16 protein-coding genes and 1 pseudogene are annotated in these 17,618 nt (G+C 74.2%); 10 read left to right on the plus strand and 7 right to left on the minus strand.

Annotated features, from left to right (window positions below):
- From HLB15_RS16655 to HLB15_RS16665, 3 genes are all read left to right on the plus strand, one after another.
- Positions 1-2,159 (plus strand): esterase-like activity of phytase family protein (locus tag HLB15_RS16655; protein ID WP_171106882.1); only part of this gene is annotated, 2,159 nt, incomplete at its 5' end.
- 53 nt (positions 2,160-2,212) lie between these two features.
- Entirely contained in the window at positions 2,213-3,451 is a 1,239-nt protein-coding gene (locus tag HLB15_RS16660) for an LCP family protein (RefSeq protein ID WP_171106883.1), read from the plus strand.
- An 87-nt stretch (positions 3,452-3,538) separates the two neighbouring features.
- Positions 3,539-4,942, plus strand: a complete 1,404-nt coding sequence (locus tag HLB15_RS16665) for an LCP family protein (RefSeq protein WP_171106884.1) — start codon at positions 3,539-3,541, stop codon at positions 4,940-4,942.
- A gap of 39 nt (positions 4,943-4,981) precedes the next feature.
- Here the strand turns inward: HLB15_RS16665 and HLB15_RS16670 are convergent, their stop codons facing one another.
- Positions 4,982-5,587 (minus strand): LysE/ArgO family amino acid transporter, encoded by a 606-nt coding sequence (locus tag HLB15_RS16670; RefSeq protein WP_171106885.1) that lies wholly within the window; start codon positions 5,585-5,587, stop codon positions 4,982-4,984.
- Positions 5,588-5,682: 95 nt separating this feature from the next.
- Complete coding sequence (locus HLB15_RS16675) at positions 5,683-6,585, minus strand: LysR family transcriptional regulator ArgP (protein WP_171106886.1); 903 nt, start codon at positions 6,583-6,585, stop codon at positions 5,683-5,685.
- Between the two features lie 91 nt (positions 6,586-6,676).
- Here HLB15_RS16675 and HLB15_RS16680 point away from each other — a divergent pair, with 91 nt between their 5' ends.
- On the plus strand, positions 6,677-7,297 hold the full coding sequence (locus tag HLB15_RS16680; protein ID WP_171106887.1) for a LysE/ArgO family amino acid transporter: 621 nt from the start codon (positions 6,677-6,679) through the stop codon (positions 7,295-7,297).
- 3 nt (positions 7,298-7,300) lie between these two features.
- Here HLB15_RS16680 and HLB15_RS16685 read toward each other — a convergent pair whose 3' ends face one another.
- A complete protein-coding gene (locus HLB15_RS16685) occupies positions 7,301-8,542 on the minus strand; it encodes an aminotransferase class I/II-fold pyridoxal phosphate-dependent enzyme (RefSeq protein ID WP_171106888.1) in 1,242 nt (413 codons plus the stop codon).
- 175 nt (positions 8,543-8,717) lie between these two features.
- Between HLB15_RS16685 and HLB15_RS16690 the strand changes: the two are divergent.
- The 3 genes and pseudogenes from HLB15_RS16690 to HLB15_RS16700 form a co-directional block, all read left to right on the plus strand.
- Positions 8,718-9,686: pseudogene (locus HLB15_RS16690) on the plus strand (TadA family conjugal transfer-associated ATPase); the annotation flags it as partial.
- A gap of 94 nt (positions 9,687-9,780) precedes the next feature.
- On the plus strand, positions 9,781-10,293 hold the full coding sequence (locus HLB15_RS24995) for a glycosyltransferase (protein WP_171106897.1): 513 nt from the start codon (positions 9,781-9,783) through the stop codon (positions 10,291-10,293).
- 1,092 nt (positions 10,294-11,385) lie between these two features.
- The gene (locus HLB15_RS16700; RefSeq protein WP_171106889.1) at positions 11,386-12,225 is read left to right on the plus strand and encodes a glycosyltransferase family 2 protein; all 840 of its coding nucleotides are present in this window, start codon (positions 11,386-11,388) and stop codon (positions 12,223-12,225) included.
- Between the two features lie 3 nt (positions 12,226-12,228).
- Here HLB15_RS16700 and HLB15_RS16705 read toward each other — a convergent pair whose 3' ends face one another.
- A complete protein-coding gene (locus HLB15_RS16705; protein ID WP_171106890.1) occupies positions 12,229-12,603 on the minus strand; it encodes an ArsR/SmtB family transcription factor in 375 nt (124 codons plus the stop codon).
- Positions 12,604-12,677: 74 nt separating this feature from the next.
- Here HLB15_RS16705 and HLB15_RS16710 point away from each other — a divergent pair, with 74 nt between their 5' ends.
- Complete coding sequence (locus HLB15_RS16710; protein ID WP_171106891.1) at positions 12,678-14,096, plus strand: FAD-dependent oxidoreductase; 1,419 nt, start codon at positions 12,678-12,680, stop codon at positions 14,094-14,096.
- Here the strand turns inward: HLB15_RS16710 and HLB15_RS23820 are convergent.
- Positions 14,065-14,421 (minus strand): arsenate reductase/protein-tyrosine-phosphatase family protein, encoded by a 357-nt coding sequence (locus HLB15_RS23820; RefSeq protein WP_189086963.1) that lies wholly within the window; start codon positions 14,419-14,421, stop codon positions 14,065-14,067. The genes HLB15_RS16710 and HLB15_RS23820 overlap by 32 nt on opposite strands.
- Before the next feature lie 126 nt (positions 14,422-14,547).
- On the opposite strand from HLB15_RS23820, the gene HLB15_RS16720 reads away from it, so the two are divergent.
- The gene (locus HLB15_RS16720) at positions 14,548-14,883 is read left to right on the plus strand and encodes a YnfA family protein (RefSeq protein ID WP_171106893.1); all 336 of its coding nucleotides are present in this window, start codon (positions 14,548-14,550) and stop codon (positions 14,881-14,883) included.
- A gap of 3 nt (positions 14,884-14,886) precedes the next feature.
- On the opposite strand, the gene HLB15_RS16725 is transcribed toward HLB15_RS16720, so the two are convergent.
- Entirely contained in the window at positions 14,887-15,846 is a 960-nt protein-coding gene (locus HLB15_RS16725; RefSeq protein WP_171106894.1) for a sulfotransferase family protein, read from the minus strand.
- The gene (locus HLB15_RS16730; RefSeq protein ID WP_171106895.1) at positions 15,843-16,790 is read right to left on the minus strand and encodes a sulfotransferase family protein; all 948 of its coding nucleotides are present in this window, start codon (positions 16,788-16,790) and stop codon (positions 15,843-15,845) included. The genes HLB15_RS16725 and HLB15_RS16730 overlap by 4 nt, the downstream gene beginning before the upstream one ends.
- A 155-nt stretch (positions 16,791-16,945) precedes the next feature.
- On the opposite strand from HLB15_RS16730, the gene HLB15_RS16735 reads away from it, so the two are divergent.
- Positions 16,946-17,618: polysaccharide pyruvyl transferase family protein (locus tag HLB15_RS16735; RefSeq protein WP_171106896.1), on the plus strand; the 673-nt coding region annotated here is incomplete at its 3' end.

Below are 17,618 nucleotides of genomic sequence, written 5' to 3' on the forward strand. Positions count from 1 at the left end.
GCGGGCCCGCCGCCCACCACGGAGCACACCCGGGTACCCACCCCGGCACCTACCTCGCGCCGTCCCTGGCCGGCCGGGCCACGCTGTCCGCCGACTTCCTCGCCGACGGTCCGCCGTCCGGCGCCGACGCCACGCCGGCCAACGGGCGGACGGGCCCGTGGGACGGCCAGGTGATCCCCGGCTTCTCCGCCATGGTCGACAACCACGACGGCACGTTCTGGGCCCAGCCCGACAACGGGTTCGGCGCCCAGGGCAACTCGGCCGACTTCCTGCTGCGCAGCTACCTGGTGCGCCCGCACTGGGACACCGGACGGCGGGGGTCGGGCCGGATCGAGGTGCTCGACCACATCGCGTACAACGACCGCGACCACGTGCTGGACTTCGACATCGTCCACGAGGACACCCCCGACCGCCTGCTGACCGGCGCCGACCTCGACATCGAGTCGCTGGTCCGCGCCCCCGACGGCACGCTCTGGGTCGGCGACGAGTTCGGCCCGTTCCTGCTCCACTTCGCCGCCGACGGCACGCTCCTGGAGAAGCCGTACCCGTTCCCGGACGGCAAGTCTCCGGCCAACCCGTACCTCGAGCCGGGCGAGACCCCCGACGTCGGCAGCAGCCGCGGCTTCGAGGCGATGGCGGGCATCGGGCGCTACCTCTACCCGGTGGTCGAGGGCGCCCTGGCCGACGACGGCGACGCGCGCCGCCGCTGGGTCTACCAGTTCGACACCCGCCGCGGCGAGTACACGGGCCGGCGCTGGGCCTACCAGACCGACCAGGTGGCGAACGTGATCGGGGACGCCTTCGCGACGGGACGCGACTCGATGCTGGTCATCGAGCGCGACGACTTCGAGGGCGACCAGGCCGTCACCAAGCGCGTCTACGAGATCGACCTGAGCGAGCGCGACCGCGACGGCTACGTGCGCAAGGAGCTGGTCCTCGACGCGCTGCGCGTCGCCAACCCGCGCCGCATCGACGCGGGGGAGGGGTACGGGCTGGGCGACACGTTCAGCCTGCCCGTGCAGTCCTTCGAGACCGTGCTCTTCGTCGACCGCGACACCCTGCTCGTCGGCAACGACAACAACTACCCGGGCAACGACGCGCGCGTGCCGGGCACGCCGGACGACACCGAGATGGCCCTGGTCGACCTGCGGCGCACGCGCGTCGCCGACGACGGCGTGACCGTCGTCGGGCACCGCGGGGCCTCGGGCTACCGGCCCGAGCACACGCTGGCCGCCTACGAGACCGCGATCGCGCAGTGCGCGGACTACATCGAGCCCGACGTCGTGTCCACGCAGGACGGCGTGCTCGTGGCCCGGCACGAGAACGAGATCAGCGGCACCACCGACGTCGCCGACCACCCCGAGTTCGCCGACCGCCGCACGACGAAGACGATCGACGGGACGGCGGTCACCGGCTGGTTCACCGAGGACTTCACGCTCGCCGAGCTGCGCACCCTGCGCGCGAAGGAGCGCCTGCCCCAGGTGCGGCCGCAGAACACCGCCTTCGACGGCCTCTACCAGGTGCCGACCCTCGACGAGGTGCTCGACCTGGCGCGCCACAGCCGCACCTGCGACGGCGCGCCCGTCGGCGTCTACCCGGAGACGAAGCACCCGACGTACTTCGACTCGGTCGGACTGTCCCTCGAGGGGCCGCTCGTGCGCGAGCTGCGCCGCAACGGCTTCGACCACCGCCACGCGCCCGTCATCATCCAGTCCTTCGAGGTGGGCAACCTGCGCGAGCTGAACCGGCTCACCGACGTCCCGCTCGCGCAGCTCGTGAGCAGCATCGGCGCGCCCTACGACCTCGAGGCCGCCGGCGACCCGCGCACCTACGCCGACCTGGTCACCCGCGACGGGCTGCGGGAGATCGCCCGGTACGCCGACGGGATCGGTGCCGAGAAGGACGTCCTGATCCCCCGGAACGCCGACGGCACGCTCGGGCGGCCGACCGCGGTGCTCCGGGACGCCCACCGCGTGGGCCTCGACGTGCACGCGTGGACCTTCCGCCGGGAGAACCAGTTCCTGCCCGCCGAGTTCCGCTCGTCGTCCGACCCGGACGAGGTCGGCGACCTCGTGGGCGAGATCCGGGTCTTCCTCGACGCGGGCCTGGACGGCCTCTTCTCGGACAACCCGGACCTCGGGGCGCGCGCCGCCGAGTGAGGGTTCTGTGACATGACGGGCCTGGTGCCGGGGGACGTGCTTATGCTCCGCATGTGCCCCGGCACCTTCGTCACCAGCGCAGTCATCGCGTCGCGCGTGCCGCGGCGCTCGTCGTCGTCGGCGCGCTCGTCCTCGTGGCCGTCGGCGGGACGGCGGCCTACCTCGACCTGAAGGGGCAGATCGGCGTCAGCGACGTGTCCGGACTGGTGCGGGGCGGGCCGACGCCGTCCGCCGACCCCGACGACCCGTTCACCGGCCGCAGCCTCAACATCCTCGTCATGGGGACCGACCTGCGCGGGGGCGAGAACACCGAGATCGCCGGCGCGGGCGACGGCGGCATGCGGTCGGACACCACCATGCTCGTGCACCTCTCGGGGGACCGGACCCGCATGGAGGTCGTCTCGATCCCGCGCGACTCGCTCGTCGACATCCCGTCGTGCGCGCAGGCCGACGGCACCGAGTCCGGCGCCCGGTACGGCATGTTCAACAGCGCGTTCACCATCGGCGGCGGCTCGGGGGAGGACCTCACCTACGCCGCCGCGTGCACCATCTCCACCGTGCAGACCCTGACGGACGTGCCGGTCACGAACCACATGGTCGTGAAGATGGACGGCGTGGTCGACGTCGTGGACGCCCTCGGCGGCGTACGCATGTGCCTGCCCGAGCCGCTCGTCCAGAACCCCGCCTACGGCCGCTTCGAGCTGCCCGCCGGCGAACAGACGCTCGACGGCCGGCAGTCGATCGGCTTCCTGCGCGCCCGCCACGGCACGGGCCTCGGCCTCGAGCAGGGCAGCGACCTCACCCGGATCACGCGGCAGCAGGCCTTCGTCGACGCGCTCGTGCGCCAGGTGCTGGCCCAGAACGTCATCACCGACTCGCCCCGCCTCTACCGCACCGTGCAGGCCGTGCTGGGCGCCATCACGGCGGACCCCGGCCTGGCCGACCCGACGGCGCTCGCGGGCCTGGCCTTCAGCATCCGCGACATGGACCCGGACCGGATCGTGTTCACCGAGCTGCCCGTCGCCACGGCGCCCACGGACGCGAACCGCGTGGTGTGGACGCAGGACGCCGACGCGGTCTGGGAGCGCATCGCGGCCGACGAGCCGCCGCCGGGGCTCCCCGGTGAGGAGCCGAGCGGGTCGCCGTCGAGCGCGTCCCCGACGGCCGGGGCGGGTGAATCCTCCCGCGAGCCCGGCGGCTCCGGCCAGGACGACGGCGCCGGCGCGTCGCCGACGCACCCGCCCAGGTCATCGCCGTCTCCCTCCCTGCTGCCCGGCGTCTGTGCGGACTGACCGGGCGGCGGGACGTGGCCTGGGCGCCACCTGGGAATCGCGGACTTATTTACACGATTGTTGCGTCGAGGCTTTAGTCTCCCGTGCGTGGCGACTGACTTCTGGACGGCGGTCCGACCTGTCGGCGAGGTGCTCAAGGGCGTCCCCCGGCACGCGCGGACCGTCGAGCGCCAGCCCCGGCACGTCCGCAGCTGGCGCAAGACCGCCGTGTTCCGCGGTGTGACGATGAGCCTCGTCGGGGTCATGGCGTTCGGTTCCGCCGCCGTCGCGACGGCGTACCACACCGCCATCTCGCAGATCGAGGTGCAGGACCTCGACGGCCTGGTCACCGAGCAGGTGAAGCCCAAGGACCCGTCCGACCCGTTCAAGGGGACGCCCGTCAACCTGCTGCTCATGGGCACGGACATCCGCGACGGCTCGAACGCGGACATCGGCGGCACGGTCAGCGGCATGCGCTCGGACACGACGATGCTCGTGCACATCTCCGCCGACCGGAAGTGGATCGAGATCGTCTCGATCCCGCGCGACACGTTCGTCGACATCCCGTCGTGCCAGCGGCCCGACGGCAGCCAGACCCAGCCGTACCGCGACAAGTTCAACGCGTCGTTCGAGACCGGCAGCGGCGGCTCGTCGCTCATGCACGCCGCCGCGTGCACGATCAACACGGTCAACGCGATCACCGGCGTCACGGTGACCAACCACGCCGTGGTCAAGATGAACGGCGTCATCGACGTCGTGGACGCCGTCGGCGGCGTGAAGATGTGCCTGCCCGAGCCGCTGCACGGGGACCCGCGGTCGGCCCGCATCGACCTGCCCGCCGGTGAGAACCGGCTCGACGGCAAGACCGCCATCCAGTTCCTGCGCGTGCGCAAGGGCACGGGCATGGGGCTCGAGCTGGGCAGCGACCTGACGCGCATCGAGCGCCAGCAGGCCTTCATCAACGCGACGCTGCGGCAGATCCTCTCGGCGGAGACGCTCGCCGACCCGACCAAGACGTTCCGCCTGATCAACGCGGCCCTGGGCTCGCTGAGCGCCGATCCCGACATCGCGGACCCCGGCAAGGTCGCCGGCCTGGCCTGGTCGCTGCGCGAGATCGAGAAGCGCAACATCATCATGACCAAGGTCCCGGTCTACGACACCACCGAGGGCGCCGCCAGCGGCCTCGGCTGGTCGCCGGAGGCCTCCGAGATCTTCGCCCGGATGGCCGCTGACGAGCCGCCGCCCGAGGTCGTGCTGCCGGACGCCGCGCCGTCGGCCTCGCCCGGTGCGAGCGAGGGAGCGGGCGACGGGTCCGCCGGCGGTCCGGAGGGCGGCTCCGAGTCCGGTGACGCCGGCGGTACCGACGGCGGCGAGGGTGGCGGCGAGGGCGGCTCGGACACGCCGGAGAGCCCCGACGAGACCGGCTCCGCGGGGGAGACGGAGGGCACGCAGCCCGCGTCGCCGACGCCGAGCCCGAGCCCCGAGGTCCTGCTCGAGGGCGTCTGCGCCTGACCGGCCGGGGCCCCGGCGCGGGGACGAGCCGCGCGGGCGTCAGGCGCTCGCGACCAGCGACGCCGCGACCACGACCATCGTGACCGCCACGACACTGTCCAGCACGCGCCACGCGCCGGGCTTTTCGAGCAGCGGGGCGAGGTAGCGCGCGCCGTAGCCGAGCGCGACGAACCAGATGGTGCTGGCCACGCACGCGCCGAGGCCGAACCACCAGCGGTCGTCGCCGTGCGCCGCGGCGAGCCCGCCCACGAGCACCACGGTGTCCAGGTAGACGTGCGGGTTGAGCCAGGTGAGCGCGAGCGTCGTCGCGACGGCGGCGCGCACGGTGCGGTGCGTGACGCTGTGCCGCCCCATGACGACCCGCTGGCCCTTCACCGCCCGGTATCCCGCCATGGCGCCGTAGGCCAGGACGACGACGGCACCCGCCCACCGCGCGATCTCGACGACCAGCGGGGCGCTCTGGATGAGCGACCCCAGCCCGCCCACGCCGGCCGTGATGAGCACGAAGTCGCTGACCACGCAGATGCCCGCGACCAGTCCCACGTGCTCGCGACGCAGGCCCTGCCGGAGCACGAAGATGTTCTGCGCTCCGACGGCGACGATCAGGGACAGGCCGAAAGCCATACCGGCAAGCGCGGAAAGCATGGCTGCACGGTACGAATCTGCCCACGCGATGTCCGGTTCATGATTCGGAAGTGCGGAACGACTGGATCAGGGTTAATGATGGGGTACGTCCAGATTTAACACGGCAGCAGGGAACGTGTTGCTTCTTTTCGCAGCGCCTCGGCGACGCGGTCGAGCACGGCGGAGCGCAGCTTCCACTGCTGCAGGTGCAGCGGTACGTCGACGACGGTCCCCGGCTCGAGCGGGACGATGCCGCCGTCGCCACCGTCGTCGGGCAGGCCGCCGACGGCCGGCTGCTCCAGCAGCATGCCCCAGCCCAGGCCGAGGCGGACCGTCTCCTCGAACTCGGCCGTGCTGGGCACGTGGTGCCGCGGCGGTCGGGCCCGCGGTGCGCGGTCGCGCAGGTAGGAGTCCTGCAGGTCGTCGGTGCGGTCGAAGACGACGACGGGTGCCGCGTCGAGGGCCTGCGGCGTCGCGCCGTGCGGGAACCAGCGGCGCGCGAAGGCGCGTGTGCACGCGGGCCGGTAGCGCATCACGCCCAGCGGCGTGCTCCGGCAGCCCTGCACCGGTGTGGTCTGCGACGTGACGGCGGCCATCACGACGCCCTCGCGCAGGAGGTCGGCGGTCCGGCTGTCGTCGGCGCGGTGCAGGTCGAAGGTGACACCCTCGACCCGGGTCAGGGCGGGCAGCACCCAGGTGGCCAAGGAGTCGGCGCTCACGGCCAGCGGGACCGTGACGAACCCGCCCGACCGCTGCGTCGTGCCGGCGCCCAGCTCGGCCGCCACCTCGGCCCCGAGCAGCTCCGACTGGCGGGCGAGCCGCAGCAGCGTCCGGCCCGGGGCGGTGGCGGCGACCGGCCGGGCGCGCCGGACGAGCACGCTGCCCGCCGCGGTCTCCAGCGCACGGATGCGCTGGCTGACAGCCGACGGCGTCACGTGCAGCACGCGCGCGGCGGCGTCGAACGAGCCCTCGGCGACCACGGCGGCCAGGGCTTCGAGCTGGCGGGAGTCCCATCGCATGGGCCCAGGGTCCCACAGCCTTCAGTTCTGCTCAGGTAGCCGAAGAAACGTGAACTGGTCTTCAGTTCGCCGCCTGCCTAGCGTGAGGGGCATGCTCACGCTGCTCGCCGGACTGGGGTTCGGCCTCTCGCTCATCGTCGCCATCGGTGCCCAGAACGCCTTCGTCCTGCGCCAGGGGCTGCGCCGGGAGCACGTGGGCGTGGTGGCGGCCATCTGCGCGGTCTCCGACCTCGTGCTCTACCTCGCCGGGTCCGCCGGGTTCGGGCCCCTCGTCGAGCGCTGGCCCGCCGCGGTCGAGGTCGTCCGCTGGCTGGGCGCCGCCGTCGTGCTCGGCTACGGGGCGATGGCCGCGTGGCGGGCCGTGCGGGGTACGGCCGCGCTCACCGCGGCCCAGGACGGCGCCCTCGGCGACCGTCCGGGACGCCGCCTCAAGCCGGTGGTCCTCACGGCCCTCGCGCTGACCTGGCTCAACCCCCACGTGTACCTCGACACGGTGGTGCTGCAGGGCTCGGTCGCCGCGACCTACGGGGCGGACCGGTGGTGGTTCACCGCCGGGGCGGTCGTCTCCAGCGTCGCCTGGTTCGCCGCGCTCGCGTACGGTGCACGGCTGCTCGCCCCTGTGCTGCGCCGCCCGTCCGCCTGGCGCGTGCTCGACGGCGTCATCGCGCTGATCATGCTCGCCGTGGCCGTGTCGCTGCTGGCGGGCAGCTGACGGTCAGGCCTCCCGCAGGCCCGCGAGCCGGACCACGGCCTCGCGGAGCACCTCCTCACGCTTGACGAACGTGAACCGCACGTGGGCGGACAGGGCCTGCGCCGTCGCTGAACCGGGGCGGCAGAACGCGGTCGCGGGGATGGCCACGACGCCCGCGAGCTCCGGCAGCCTGCGGCACAGCTCGACACCGTCGCGCAGGCCCAGCCGGGGCAGCAGGTCGGTGGCGTCCGCCATGACGAAGTAGGTGCCCGCCGGCCGGGTGACCCGGAACCCCGCGGCCTCCAGGCCGGAGCACAGCAGGTCGCGGCGCTCGGCCAGCGACGCCGCCAGGGCGCGCGGTGTCTCGTCGTCGTCCAGGGCGCGGGCGATCGCGGGCTGGAACGGGGCGCCCGAGGTGTAGGTGAGGAACTGCTTGACCGTGCGCACGGCCGTGACGAGCTCCGCGGGGCCGTGCAGCCAGCCCACCTTCCAGCCGGTGAACGAGAACGTCTTGCCCGACGACGAGATCGTCAGCGTGCGCTCGGCCATGCCCGGAAGGGTCACGACGGGCACGTGCTCGGCGCCGAACGTCAGGTGCTCGTAGACCTCGTCCGTCACGACGATCGCGTCGCGCTCGCGGGCGACCGCCGCGACGGCCGCGAGCTCGTCCCGGGTGAGCACCGTGCCGGTCGGGTTGTGCGGCGAGTTGAGCACGATCATCCGCAGCCGGGACGAGGCCGCCGCGCGCAGAGCCTCGACGTCGAGCCGGAAGCCGTCCGGGCCGGGCACCAGCGGCGCGGTGACGTGGGTGGCGCCCGACATGCCGATCGCGGCCGCGTGCGAGTCGTAGAAGGGCTCGAGCGTCAGCACCTCGTCGCCCGGGCCGGTCAGCGCGAGGATCGAGGCCGTCAGGGCCTCCGTCGCGCCCGTGGTCACCAGCACCTCGTTGTCCGGGTCGACGGCGAGCGCGTAGTGCCGCTCCTGGTGGGCGGCGACGGCGCGGCGCAGCTCCGGCACCCCGTCGCCCGGCGCGTACTGGTTGCGGCCGTCCTCGATGGCTCGGATCGCGGCCTGTTTCACGAAGTCGGGTCCGTCGACGTCCGGGAAGCCCTGACCCAGGTTGATCGCGCCGGTGCGCACCGCGAGGGCCGACATCTCCGCGAAGATCGTGGCGGCCACGGTGCCGTCGGCGGCCAGGAGACCCGCCGCGCGTGCGGTGGCCTGCCAGCGGTCGGTGCGGTCGGCGGGCAGGGGGGAGGTGCTCATGCCCCGACCTTAGCCACCGTCGGTGACACCGGCTTCGGCGCCGCGACCCGGACAACCCACCTGACCTGCATGTTTGTGGACAAGCCTGTGGATTCACGGACAGACCGCCGCCCCGGCGGAAAGTTATCCACAGGGTGGTCTGCGCGGGTGAAGGTTTGGCTCTAGCGTTTCGGCCATGGGTGAAGAGGGAGCTCGCATCCTCGAGCACGAGGTGCGCGAGCTGGTGCGGCGCAGGGGGCTGGATCCGATCGGTGACCGGGCGGGGTTGTCCGCGCTCGTCACCGACGCGGTGGGTGACTACACGGCGCGGGCGAGCGCCGGGGCCGTGCCCGCGCTCGCCGACCCGGAGGAGGCGGCGCGCGGGGTGATCGACGCGGTCGGTGGGTTCGGGCCGCTGCAGCCCTACCTCGACGACCCCGAGATCGAGGAGATCTGGCTCAACGCCCCGACCCACGTGTACGTGGCGCGGCACGGCGTCGCCGAGCTGACCAGCACGGTGCTCGATCCCGAGCAGGTCCGGGGCCTCGTCGAGCGCATGCTCAAGACGTCCGGCCGCCGGCTCGACCTGTCGAGCCCCTTCGTCGACGCGCGCCTGCCCGGAGGGGAGCGGTTGCACGTCGTGATCCCGGAGATGACCGGCGGCGAGATGGCCGTGAACATCCGCAAGCACGTGGTCCGTGCCCGCTCGCTCGGCGACATGGTGCGGCTCGGCTCGCTGACGACGCACGCGGCGACCTTCCTCGACGCCGCCGTCCGGTCCGGGCTCAACGTGCTCGTGTCCGGCCAGACGCAGGCGGGCAAGACGACGATGCTCAACGCCCTCGCAGGGTCGGTCCCCGGGACGGAGCGGGTCATCTCGGCCGAGGAGGTCTGGGAGCTGCGGCTGCCGGTGCGCGACCACGTCGCGCTGCAGACCCGTCCCGCGAGCCTCGAGGGCACGGGCGAGGTGCCTCTGCGCCGCCTGGTCAAGGAGGCGCTGCGGATGCGGCCCGACCGGATCGTCATCGGCGAGGTGCGCGAGGCCGAGGCGTTCGACCTGCTCATCGCGCTCAACAGCGGCGTGCCCGGCATGTGCACGCTGCACGCCAACACGGCACGCGAGGCGGTCGCGAAGATGACGACGCTGCCCCTGCTCGCGGGCGAGAACGTGTCGGACCGGTTCGTCGTCCCGACCGTCGCCTCGGCCGTCGACCTCGTCGTGCACCTGGCCCTCAGCCGCGGGCACGCCGGCGGGCGCCGTGCGCACCGTCGCGACGACGGGCCGCGTCGTCGCGCAGAAGGACCCGGACTTCCTCGCGCGGACGGCCCGGGCGGCGCGCGCGGCGGGCGCGCCGCTCGCCTTCCGCTGGCTCGGCGACGGCGACCCCGCCCTCGTCCGGCGCCTGACCGACGCCGGGGTCGAGGTCACCGGCTGGCTCGGCGCGGACGAGGTGGTGCGGGAGCTCGCGGCCTGCGACGTCTACCTGCACAGCGCGGTCTACGAGGGCTTCCCGATCGCGGTGCTCGACGCCGCGCGCGTGGGGCTGCCCGTCGTCGTGCGCGCGATCCCCGCGTTCGAGGGGTCCGGGCTGACGGCGGTGGCCACGCCGCAGGAGGCCGCCGCCGCCGTCCGCTCCGCCGCCGAGGACGAGCTGTTCCGGCGGCGGGCGCGCGTGGCGGGCGACCACCTCGTCGGCGAGATGGACGAGGCAGCGCTGCACGACGGCGTCCTGCGGGCGTACCGCACCGCGGCCGGGGCGCTGGTGGCGTGACGGACGTCCGGCTCGCCGGCCCGGCCCGGGCGATCGACGGCGACCGCATCGTCAAGCAGCTCGTCGTCGGGCTGCTCCTGGTCGCGGGCGCGTGCTTCGTGCTGCTCGGCAGCCCCGCCGTGCCGCAGCGGTTCCTGTACGACAGCCGCAAGATCGCGAACATCGCGGGCGGCTACCAGGGCTACGACTCGGACAAGTCCTTCCGCACGGTCGGCTCCGTCTACCGCGAGCTCGGCCTGGCCGACCAGCCGGTCCTGGCGGGCCTGCTCGGGTACCTGCTGTTCGTGGTGGCGCTCGTCGTGGCGCTGCACGGCCGGCTCGCGCACGCGGGCCCGCTGGAGCTCGCGCTCGTCGTCGGCGCGATCGTGCTCGCCACCGTCTACGTGGGCACGTACTCCAAGGACGTCTTCGTGCTGCCGGTCGCGCTCGTGGCCCTGTGGCGCAGGGACGGGTGGTGGCCCGAGGTCGCGCTCGTCGCGGCGATGGCCGTCTACGCCCACGAGTTCCGGGACTACTGGTACCTCGTGATCGGCGGGTACGTCGGGTTCCGGCTGGTCATGGCCCGGCGGTTCTCGGTCGGCCGGATGATCGGCGCGGGGCTCGTCGCGCTCGTGGTGCTCGCGATCGTGTTCCAGAACTACCTCGGCGTGGAGCTGGACTTCTACCGCACCAAGGTGAACGACGCGCGGCTCGGCGACGTCGACACCCGCACCCTCATCGAGCCGTTCGTCGACGTCGACGGCCCGGTCGGCAGCTTCCTCAACTCGGCGATCGTGCTCGCGTCGTTCGCCGTTCCGCTGCCGCTGGTCCTCAAGCTGTCGCCGTACTACCTCGTGGTCGCCGCGTTCCTGGTCGTGCTGTGGGGCCGGCTCGCCCGTGCCGTGCAGCTCTCGGGCGCGACGGCGGGCACCGACCCGCGGTGGGCGCGGCTGCTGGCGCTCGTGCTGGGCCTCACGGTGGTGCAGAGCGTGTTCGAGCCGGACTACGGCTCCTACGTGCGGCACCTGACGCCGCTGCTGCCGGTGGTGCTCGCGGTGATCCTGTGGCGGCCGCGGCCCGCGGCGGACGACCCGGCGGCGGGGCGGTGAGCGCGTGTACTCCGTCGTGATCCCGTGCCGGGACGGCGCGGCGACGCTCGGCAGGCAGCTGCGCGCGCTGACCGCCCAGGACTTCGCGGGTGCCTACGAGGTGGTCGTCGCCGACAACGGGTCGCGCGACGCGAGCCGGGCCGTCGTCTCGGCGGCCGCGGGCACGGACCCGCGCGTCCGCTGCGTGGACGCGGGCGGGCGGCCGGGCATCAACCACGCGCGCAACGTCGGGGTCGCGCACGCCCGGGGTGACTTCGTGCTGCTCTGCGACGCCGACGACGTCGTCACGCCCGGCTGGCTGTCCGCCATGGACCGCGCGCGCCGGGCCGGTGCCGACTGCGTGGGCGGCCCTGTCGAGCGGCGTCTGCCCGACGAGACCGTGGTCGGCACGGACCCCGGCACCACGACGTACCTCTGGCACGTGCCCCGGCCGATCGGCGCCAACTGCGGCTTCGCCCGCGCGGTGCACGACGCCGTCGGCGGGTTCGACGAGACGCTGACCGGTGGCGGTGACGAGTCGGACTTCTTCTACCGTGCGCACCTCGCCGGGTACCGCACCGTGGCGGTGCCGGACGCCGTGGTCGTCTACTACGAGCGGGAGCGCCTGCGGGACCTGGCGCGTCAGCAGTTCCGGTACGGGCGCCAGTCCGTGCGCATCTACCTGCGGTTCCGCGACGCCGGGCTGCCCCGGCAGCCGCTGCGGCGCGTGCCCGGCACGCTGGCGGGAGGCGTGGTGCGGGCGCTCTCGCCCGACCGGCTGACCCGCCGCGCGGGCGTGAAGCGGCTCGCGCTGACGGCGGGCCGGGTCGCGGGGAGCGTGCGGGAGGGGACGCTGTTCGTCTGAACGTCAGCCGGCCGCACCGGTGAGCAGCGCGCCCAGCCGGTCGAGCGCGCCGGGCACCACCGAGTAGTACGCCCACTTGCCGCGCTGCTCGCGCGCCAGGAGACCCGCGTCGACCAGGAGCCTGAGGTGGTGGCTCACCGTCGGCTGCGACAGGCCCACCGGCTCCGTGAGGTCGCAGACGCACGCCTCGCCGCCCTCGTGCGCCGCGATGACCGAGAGCAGGCGCACGCGCGTCGGGTCGCCGAGCGCCTTGAAGACGCGCGCGAGCTCCACGGCGGTCTCCGGGTCGGCGGCCTCGCGCACGAGGGGCGAACAGCACGCACCGGCCTCGTCCGGGCGGGCCGGGGAGACGTCCGTGAGCGGCAGGGTGGTGGCCATGCACCCATCTTGCCACGCATCGAAGGATGTGGATATGTTGACGCATCGAACTTCGTCGATGTGAGGAGCCGGCCATGGAAGAGAACCTGCCCGTCGTCGTGATCGGAGCCGGGCCCGTGGGCCTTGCGGCCGCCGCCCACCTGCGCGAACGTGGTCTGGAGCCGCTCGTCCTCGAGGCGGGTGCCGGACCCGCCGCGGCCGTCGCCGCCTGGGGCCACGTGCGGCTGTTCTCCCCGTGGCGGTACGACGTCGACGCCGCCGCCCGCCGCCTGCTCACCCGCACCGGCTGGGCCGAGCCCGACCCCGACGCCCTGCCCACCGGCGCCGACCTCGTCGACCGGTACCTGGCGCCGCTGGCCGCCGCGCTCGGCGACGCCGTCCGCCACGGCGCCCGCGTGGTCGCCGTCGCCCGGGACGGCGCCGACCGGACCCGCTCGCACGACCGGGCGGACCGCCCCTACCTGGTGCGCTGGACGTCCGGCGGCATGACGCACGAGACGCGGGCCCGCGCGGTGCTCGACGCCTCCGGCACCACCGGCACGCCGAACCCGCTGGGCCGCTCGGGCCTGCCCGCGCTCGGTGAGGAGCGCGTCCGCGAGCACCTCGCCGGGCCGCTGCCCGACGTGCTCGGGGCGGGCCGTGCGCGCTTCGCCGGCCGCACCACCCTCGTGGCCGGCCGGGGGCACTCCGCGGCGAACGCGCTGCTCGGCCTCGTCGAGCTGGCGCGGGACGAGCCCGGCACGCGCGTCCTCTGGGCCATCCGCGGCAGCTCTCCGCGCCGCCTCTACGGCGGCGGGGCGGACGACGAGCTGCCCGCCCGCGGCCTGCTGGGCACCCGCCTGCGCGACGCCGTCGGGTCCGGTGCCGTGGAGCTGCTCACCCGCGTGGTGATCGACCGCCTCGAGCCGGTGCAGGGCGGCGTCCGCGTGCACGGCGCGTCAGCCGCCGGGCCGCTGGACCTGACCGTCGACACCGTCGTGAACGCGACAGGCTTCCGCCCCGACCTCGGCCTCCTGCGCGAGGTCCGGCTCGACCTCGACCCCGTCGTGGAGGCGCCGCGCGCCCTCGCACCGCTCATCGACCCGAACCTGCACTCGTGCGGCACCGTGCCCGCCCACGGGGAGCGCGAGCTCGCCCACCCCGACGACGGCTTCTACCTCGTGGGCGCCAAGGCGTACGGCCGCGCGCCCACGTTCCTGCTCGCCACCGGCTACGAGCAGGTGCGTTCCGTCGCAGCCGCCCTCGCGGGCGACCGGGCCGCTGCCGACGCCGTCGAGCTGGCGCTGCCGGGCACCGGCGTCTGCTCGTCCGACCTGGCGCTCGCCGCCTCCGCCGACGGCACCGTCGCCGCCGCGGAGCGCGCCCTGGCGTTCGCGGACCCCACGGGCGGCGGGTGCTGCGCCGTGCCGTCCGGTCCGCAGCCCGTGACGCTCGGGACCGCGCCCGCGGGGGACCAGCCGCTCACGCCACGGGGTCGACGCCGAGACCGGTGAGCAGCGCCCGGACGCGGCGCTCGATCTCGTCGCGGATCGGGCGCACGGCGTCGAGGTCCTGGCCCGCCGGGTCGTCGAGCTCCCAGTCCTGGTAGTCCTTGCCGGGGTACCACGGGCACGCGTCGCCGCAGCCCATCGTGATCACGGCGTCCGAGGCCCGGACCGCCTCGTCCGTGAGCACGGTCGGCGTGGCGCCGCCCAGGTCGATGCCCCGCTCGCGCATCGCCTCGACGGCGACGGGGTTGACCGCCTCGGCGGGCAGGGTCCCGGCGGAGCGCACCTCGACGGCGCCGCCCGACAGCGCGCGGACGAAGCCCGCCGCCATCTGGGACCGGCCCGCGTTGTGCACACAGACGAACAGGACGGACGGGGGTGCGGTCTCGGCGTCGCTCACGAGGCCATTCAACCGCCGACCGGCGGCGCGCGGCACCCACCGTCTACGGTCGGGCGCATGATGCTGCTGAGGTCCGTCGTCCTGTTCCTGGGTGCCGCGCTGTTCGAGATCGGCGGCGCGTGGCTCGTGTGGCAGGGCGTGCGCGAGCACCGCGGGTGGGTCTGGATCGGTGCGGGCGTGGTCGCGCTCGGGATCTACGGGTTCTTCGCCAGCCTCCAGCCGGACGCGAGCTTCGGCCGGATCCTCGCCGCCTACGGCGGCGTCTTCGTCGCGGGCTCGCTGGCGTGGGGGATGGCTGTCGACGGTTTCCGGCCCGACCGGTGGGACGTGACCGGCGCGCTGATCTGCCTGGCGGGTGTCGCCGTGATCATGTACGCGCCGCGCACCGCCTGAGGCTCAGCGCGTCGCGTCCGGCGAGCGCCACAGCAGGTGCGCGACGCCGCGCCGCACGGTCTGCGGCACGACCTCCGACGGCACGAGCCGCGCGATGCGCCGGGCGGGCGAGGCGGCCACCTTGCGGTGCACGTAGGGGTAGAGCGCGCGCAGCCGGTCGAGCTCGGCGCGGGTGCCCGCGTCGTCGTGGTCGGCGAGGGCGTCGAGGGCGGCCCACAGGTCGTCGGCCAGCGTGCGCAGGGGCGCGGGGACCGGCACGTCGGCCCACGTGGCGCCCACCCGGTGCAGGCTGGGGTCGACGAACGCGTCCACGCGGCGGACCGCTGCGACGTCGGCCGGGTCCACCCCGGGCAGGTCGAGGGCGGCGGCGGCGCGGAAGACGGGCTCGTCCCAGTCACGCAGCAGGTCGGCGTAGCGGATGAACGCGCGCGGGGTGGAGCGTGTCGCGAGCTCCGTCCCGAGCATGAGGTTGATCCACCCGGCCACCCGGTCGACCACGCCGCGGCCCTGGTAGTAGGCGGCCTTGCTGCCCGCGACCTCGGCGGGCGGGCGCAGCATCGTCAGGCACGACGCGCGGGCGCCCGCGTCCGCGGCGGCGTCGAGCCAGAGCTCGAGGAACCAGAGCAGGCGGGGGTCCTTGACCACGAGGTCGCCGTGCGCGGCGAGCTGCGTGCCGAGCCAGACGCGGATCTGGCCGAGCGCGTTGGCCTCGGCGCTCGCCCGGTCCACGAGGTGCCAGGCCAGGGGGCGGGGGTCCGACGTCTGCACGTCGGCCGCCCGCAGGAGCGTGTCGTGGTGGTCCACGACCCAGCGCGGCTCGGAGAAGCCCCGCGGGTTGCTGGCGTCGGCCTCGACCTCGGGCGCCGGCACGTGGAGGCCGAACTCGCGCAGCACGCCGGCGAGCGTGCTCGTGCCGCTGCGGCCCGAGCCCGCGACGTAGACGACGTGCCGCTGCGGGGTCATCGGGCGTCCGCCAGCGTGGGCACCCCGGTCATGGGGTCCCACGGCGCCGCCTCGTCGAGCGAGTCGAGGTCGTAGCCGTGGGCGCGGATGCGGTCGCCGAGGTGCTCGCCGACGACGGTGCGGTACCGCGGCAGCAGGGCGGCGTCGGTGACGTCGCGCAGCAGGTCGGCGCGGGGCGTCCCGTGGCGCGACCCGAGGCGGGACACGTGGTGCCGCACGCGCCCGGCGAGCTCCGCCCGGCCGCCGGTGCGCCACAGCTCTGCGTACCGGTTGCTCCGGCCCGCGTCCACGGCGTCGGTCGCGTCGTCGCCCAGCGTGATGCCGACGAACTCCGCGAGCCGCCCCAGCTCGCCCTCCGGGTCGCGCATCAGGTGCTCGTAGCGCAGCACGAGGAGGTTCTCGATGCGCAGGGCGTCCTCGGCGAAGACGTCGTGCGCGTGCACCCAGTGCTCGACCAGGCGCGGGAAGCCGTACGTGAACCGGCCCCGGGTCCGGGTGGCCCACTTGCGCACGGCGAGGGCCTGCACCACGGGGTGCCGGGTGACGACGACGAACCGCGCGCCCGGGAAGATCTCCTGGAAGTAGCGCATCTTGGTCAGGTTCGGCGGTGACTTCTCGACGAGCACGCGGCGCTCGAGGTCCCAGTACGGCGACCAGGCCGCCCAGAGCCGTTCACCGGCGTCGGGCGTGCGCTGCGCGTCCTCCTCGGTGAGGTGGGCGCGCGGGTGAAAGGACCATTCGGACGTATTTCCCAGACCGCCGACATAGGCGTCCTGAATGTGCTGACCCTCGTCCATCACCGCACCTGTTCCGGTCAATCCGGAAGCATCCGGGCTGGACCCGATGATGCGGGCGATCAGTGTGGTTCCGCTGCGGTGCAGCCCGCCCACGAACACGAGGCGATGCTGCTCCCAGGGCATGGTGCGGGCACTCGTTCCGGACATCGGGAAACCTCGGCAGGTCAGCTGGAAAAGGGAAGAGGCGGTGCTTCGCAAAAATAGGCGATGAATGTGCCGTGTGCGACCCGAATCGTCCGGTCACCACGGATAGTCACCTATTCCGACCTGCATGATCGGATAACTGCGCGCATGATGGGCCCATGCCGATGCTGCGCCCCGAGGACAGCGCCCAGCTCGCGCGCCTGCGTGCGACGACGGCCCGGACGCTCGCGGCCGTGATCCGACCCGGGCCCGTCGCGCTGCTGGACGTCCCGAACCAGCGCAACGTCGGCGACTCCCTCATCTGGGCCGGCACCCTCGCCTACCTGCGGCGGCTCGGCCGCCCGGTCCGGTACGCGGCCGACCTGCGCGGCTACGTCGCCGCCGACCTGCGCGCGGCCGTCCCGTCCGGGACGGTGCTGCTGCGCGGGGGCGGCGACCTCGGTGACCTGTGGCCGGGCCATCAGGACCACAGGGAGCGCGTGGTGCGGGACCTGCCCGACTACCCGGTGGTGCAGCTGCCCCAGTCCGTGTGGTTCGGCTCCGCCGCGCGCGCCGCGCAGGCCGACCGGGTGCTGGGCGCCCACCCGGACCTCACGCTCCTGCTGCGGGACACGCCGTCGCTCGTGCGGGCCGCCGAGCAGCTGCCCGGGGTGCGCACCGCGTTCTGCCCCGACCTCGCGCTGGGGTGGGAGCCGCCCCGCCTCGACGTGCCCGGCGACGCGCGCCGCCTGCTCGTGCTCGCCCGCGACGACAAGGAGCACGCGTCGGGGCTGCGCGCCGTCGACCCGTCGTGGGTGCCGGGCCTGCACGCCGACCGCACCGACTGGCACG

The organism is Promicromonospora citrea (genome assembly GCF_013004695.1).
GTDB classification, from domain to species: domain Bacteria; phylum Actinomycetota; class Actinomycetes; order Actinomycetales; family Cellulomonadaceae; genus Promicromonospora; species Promicromonospora citrea.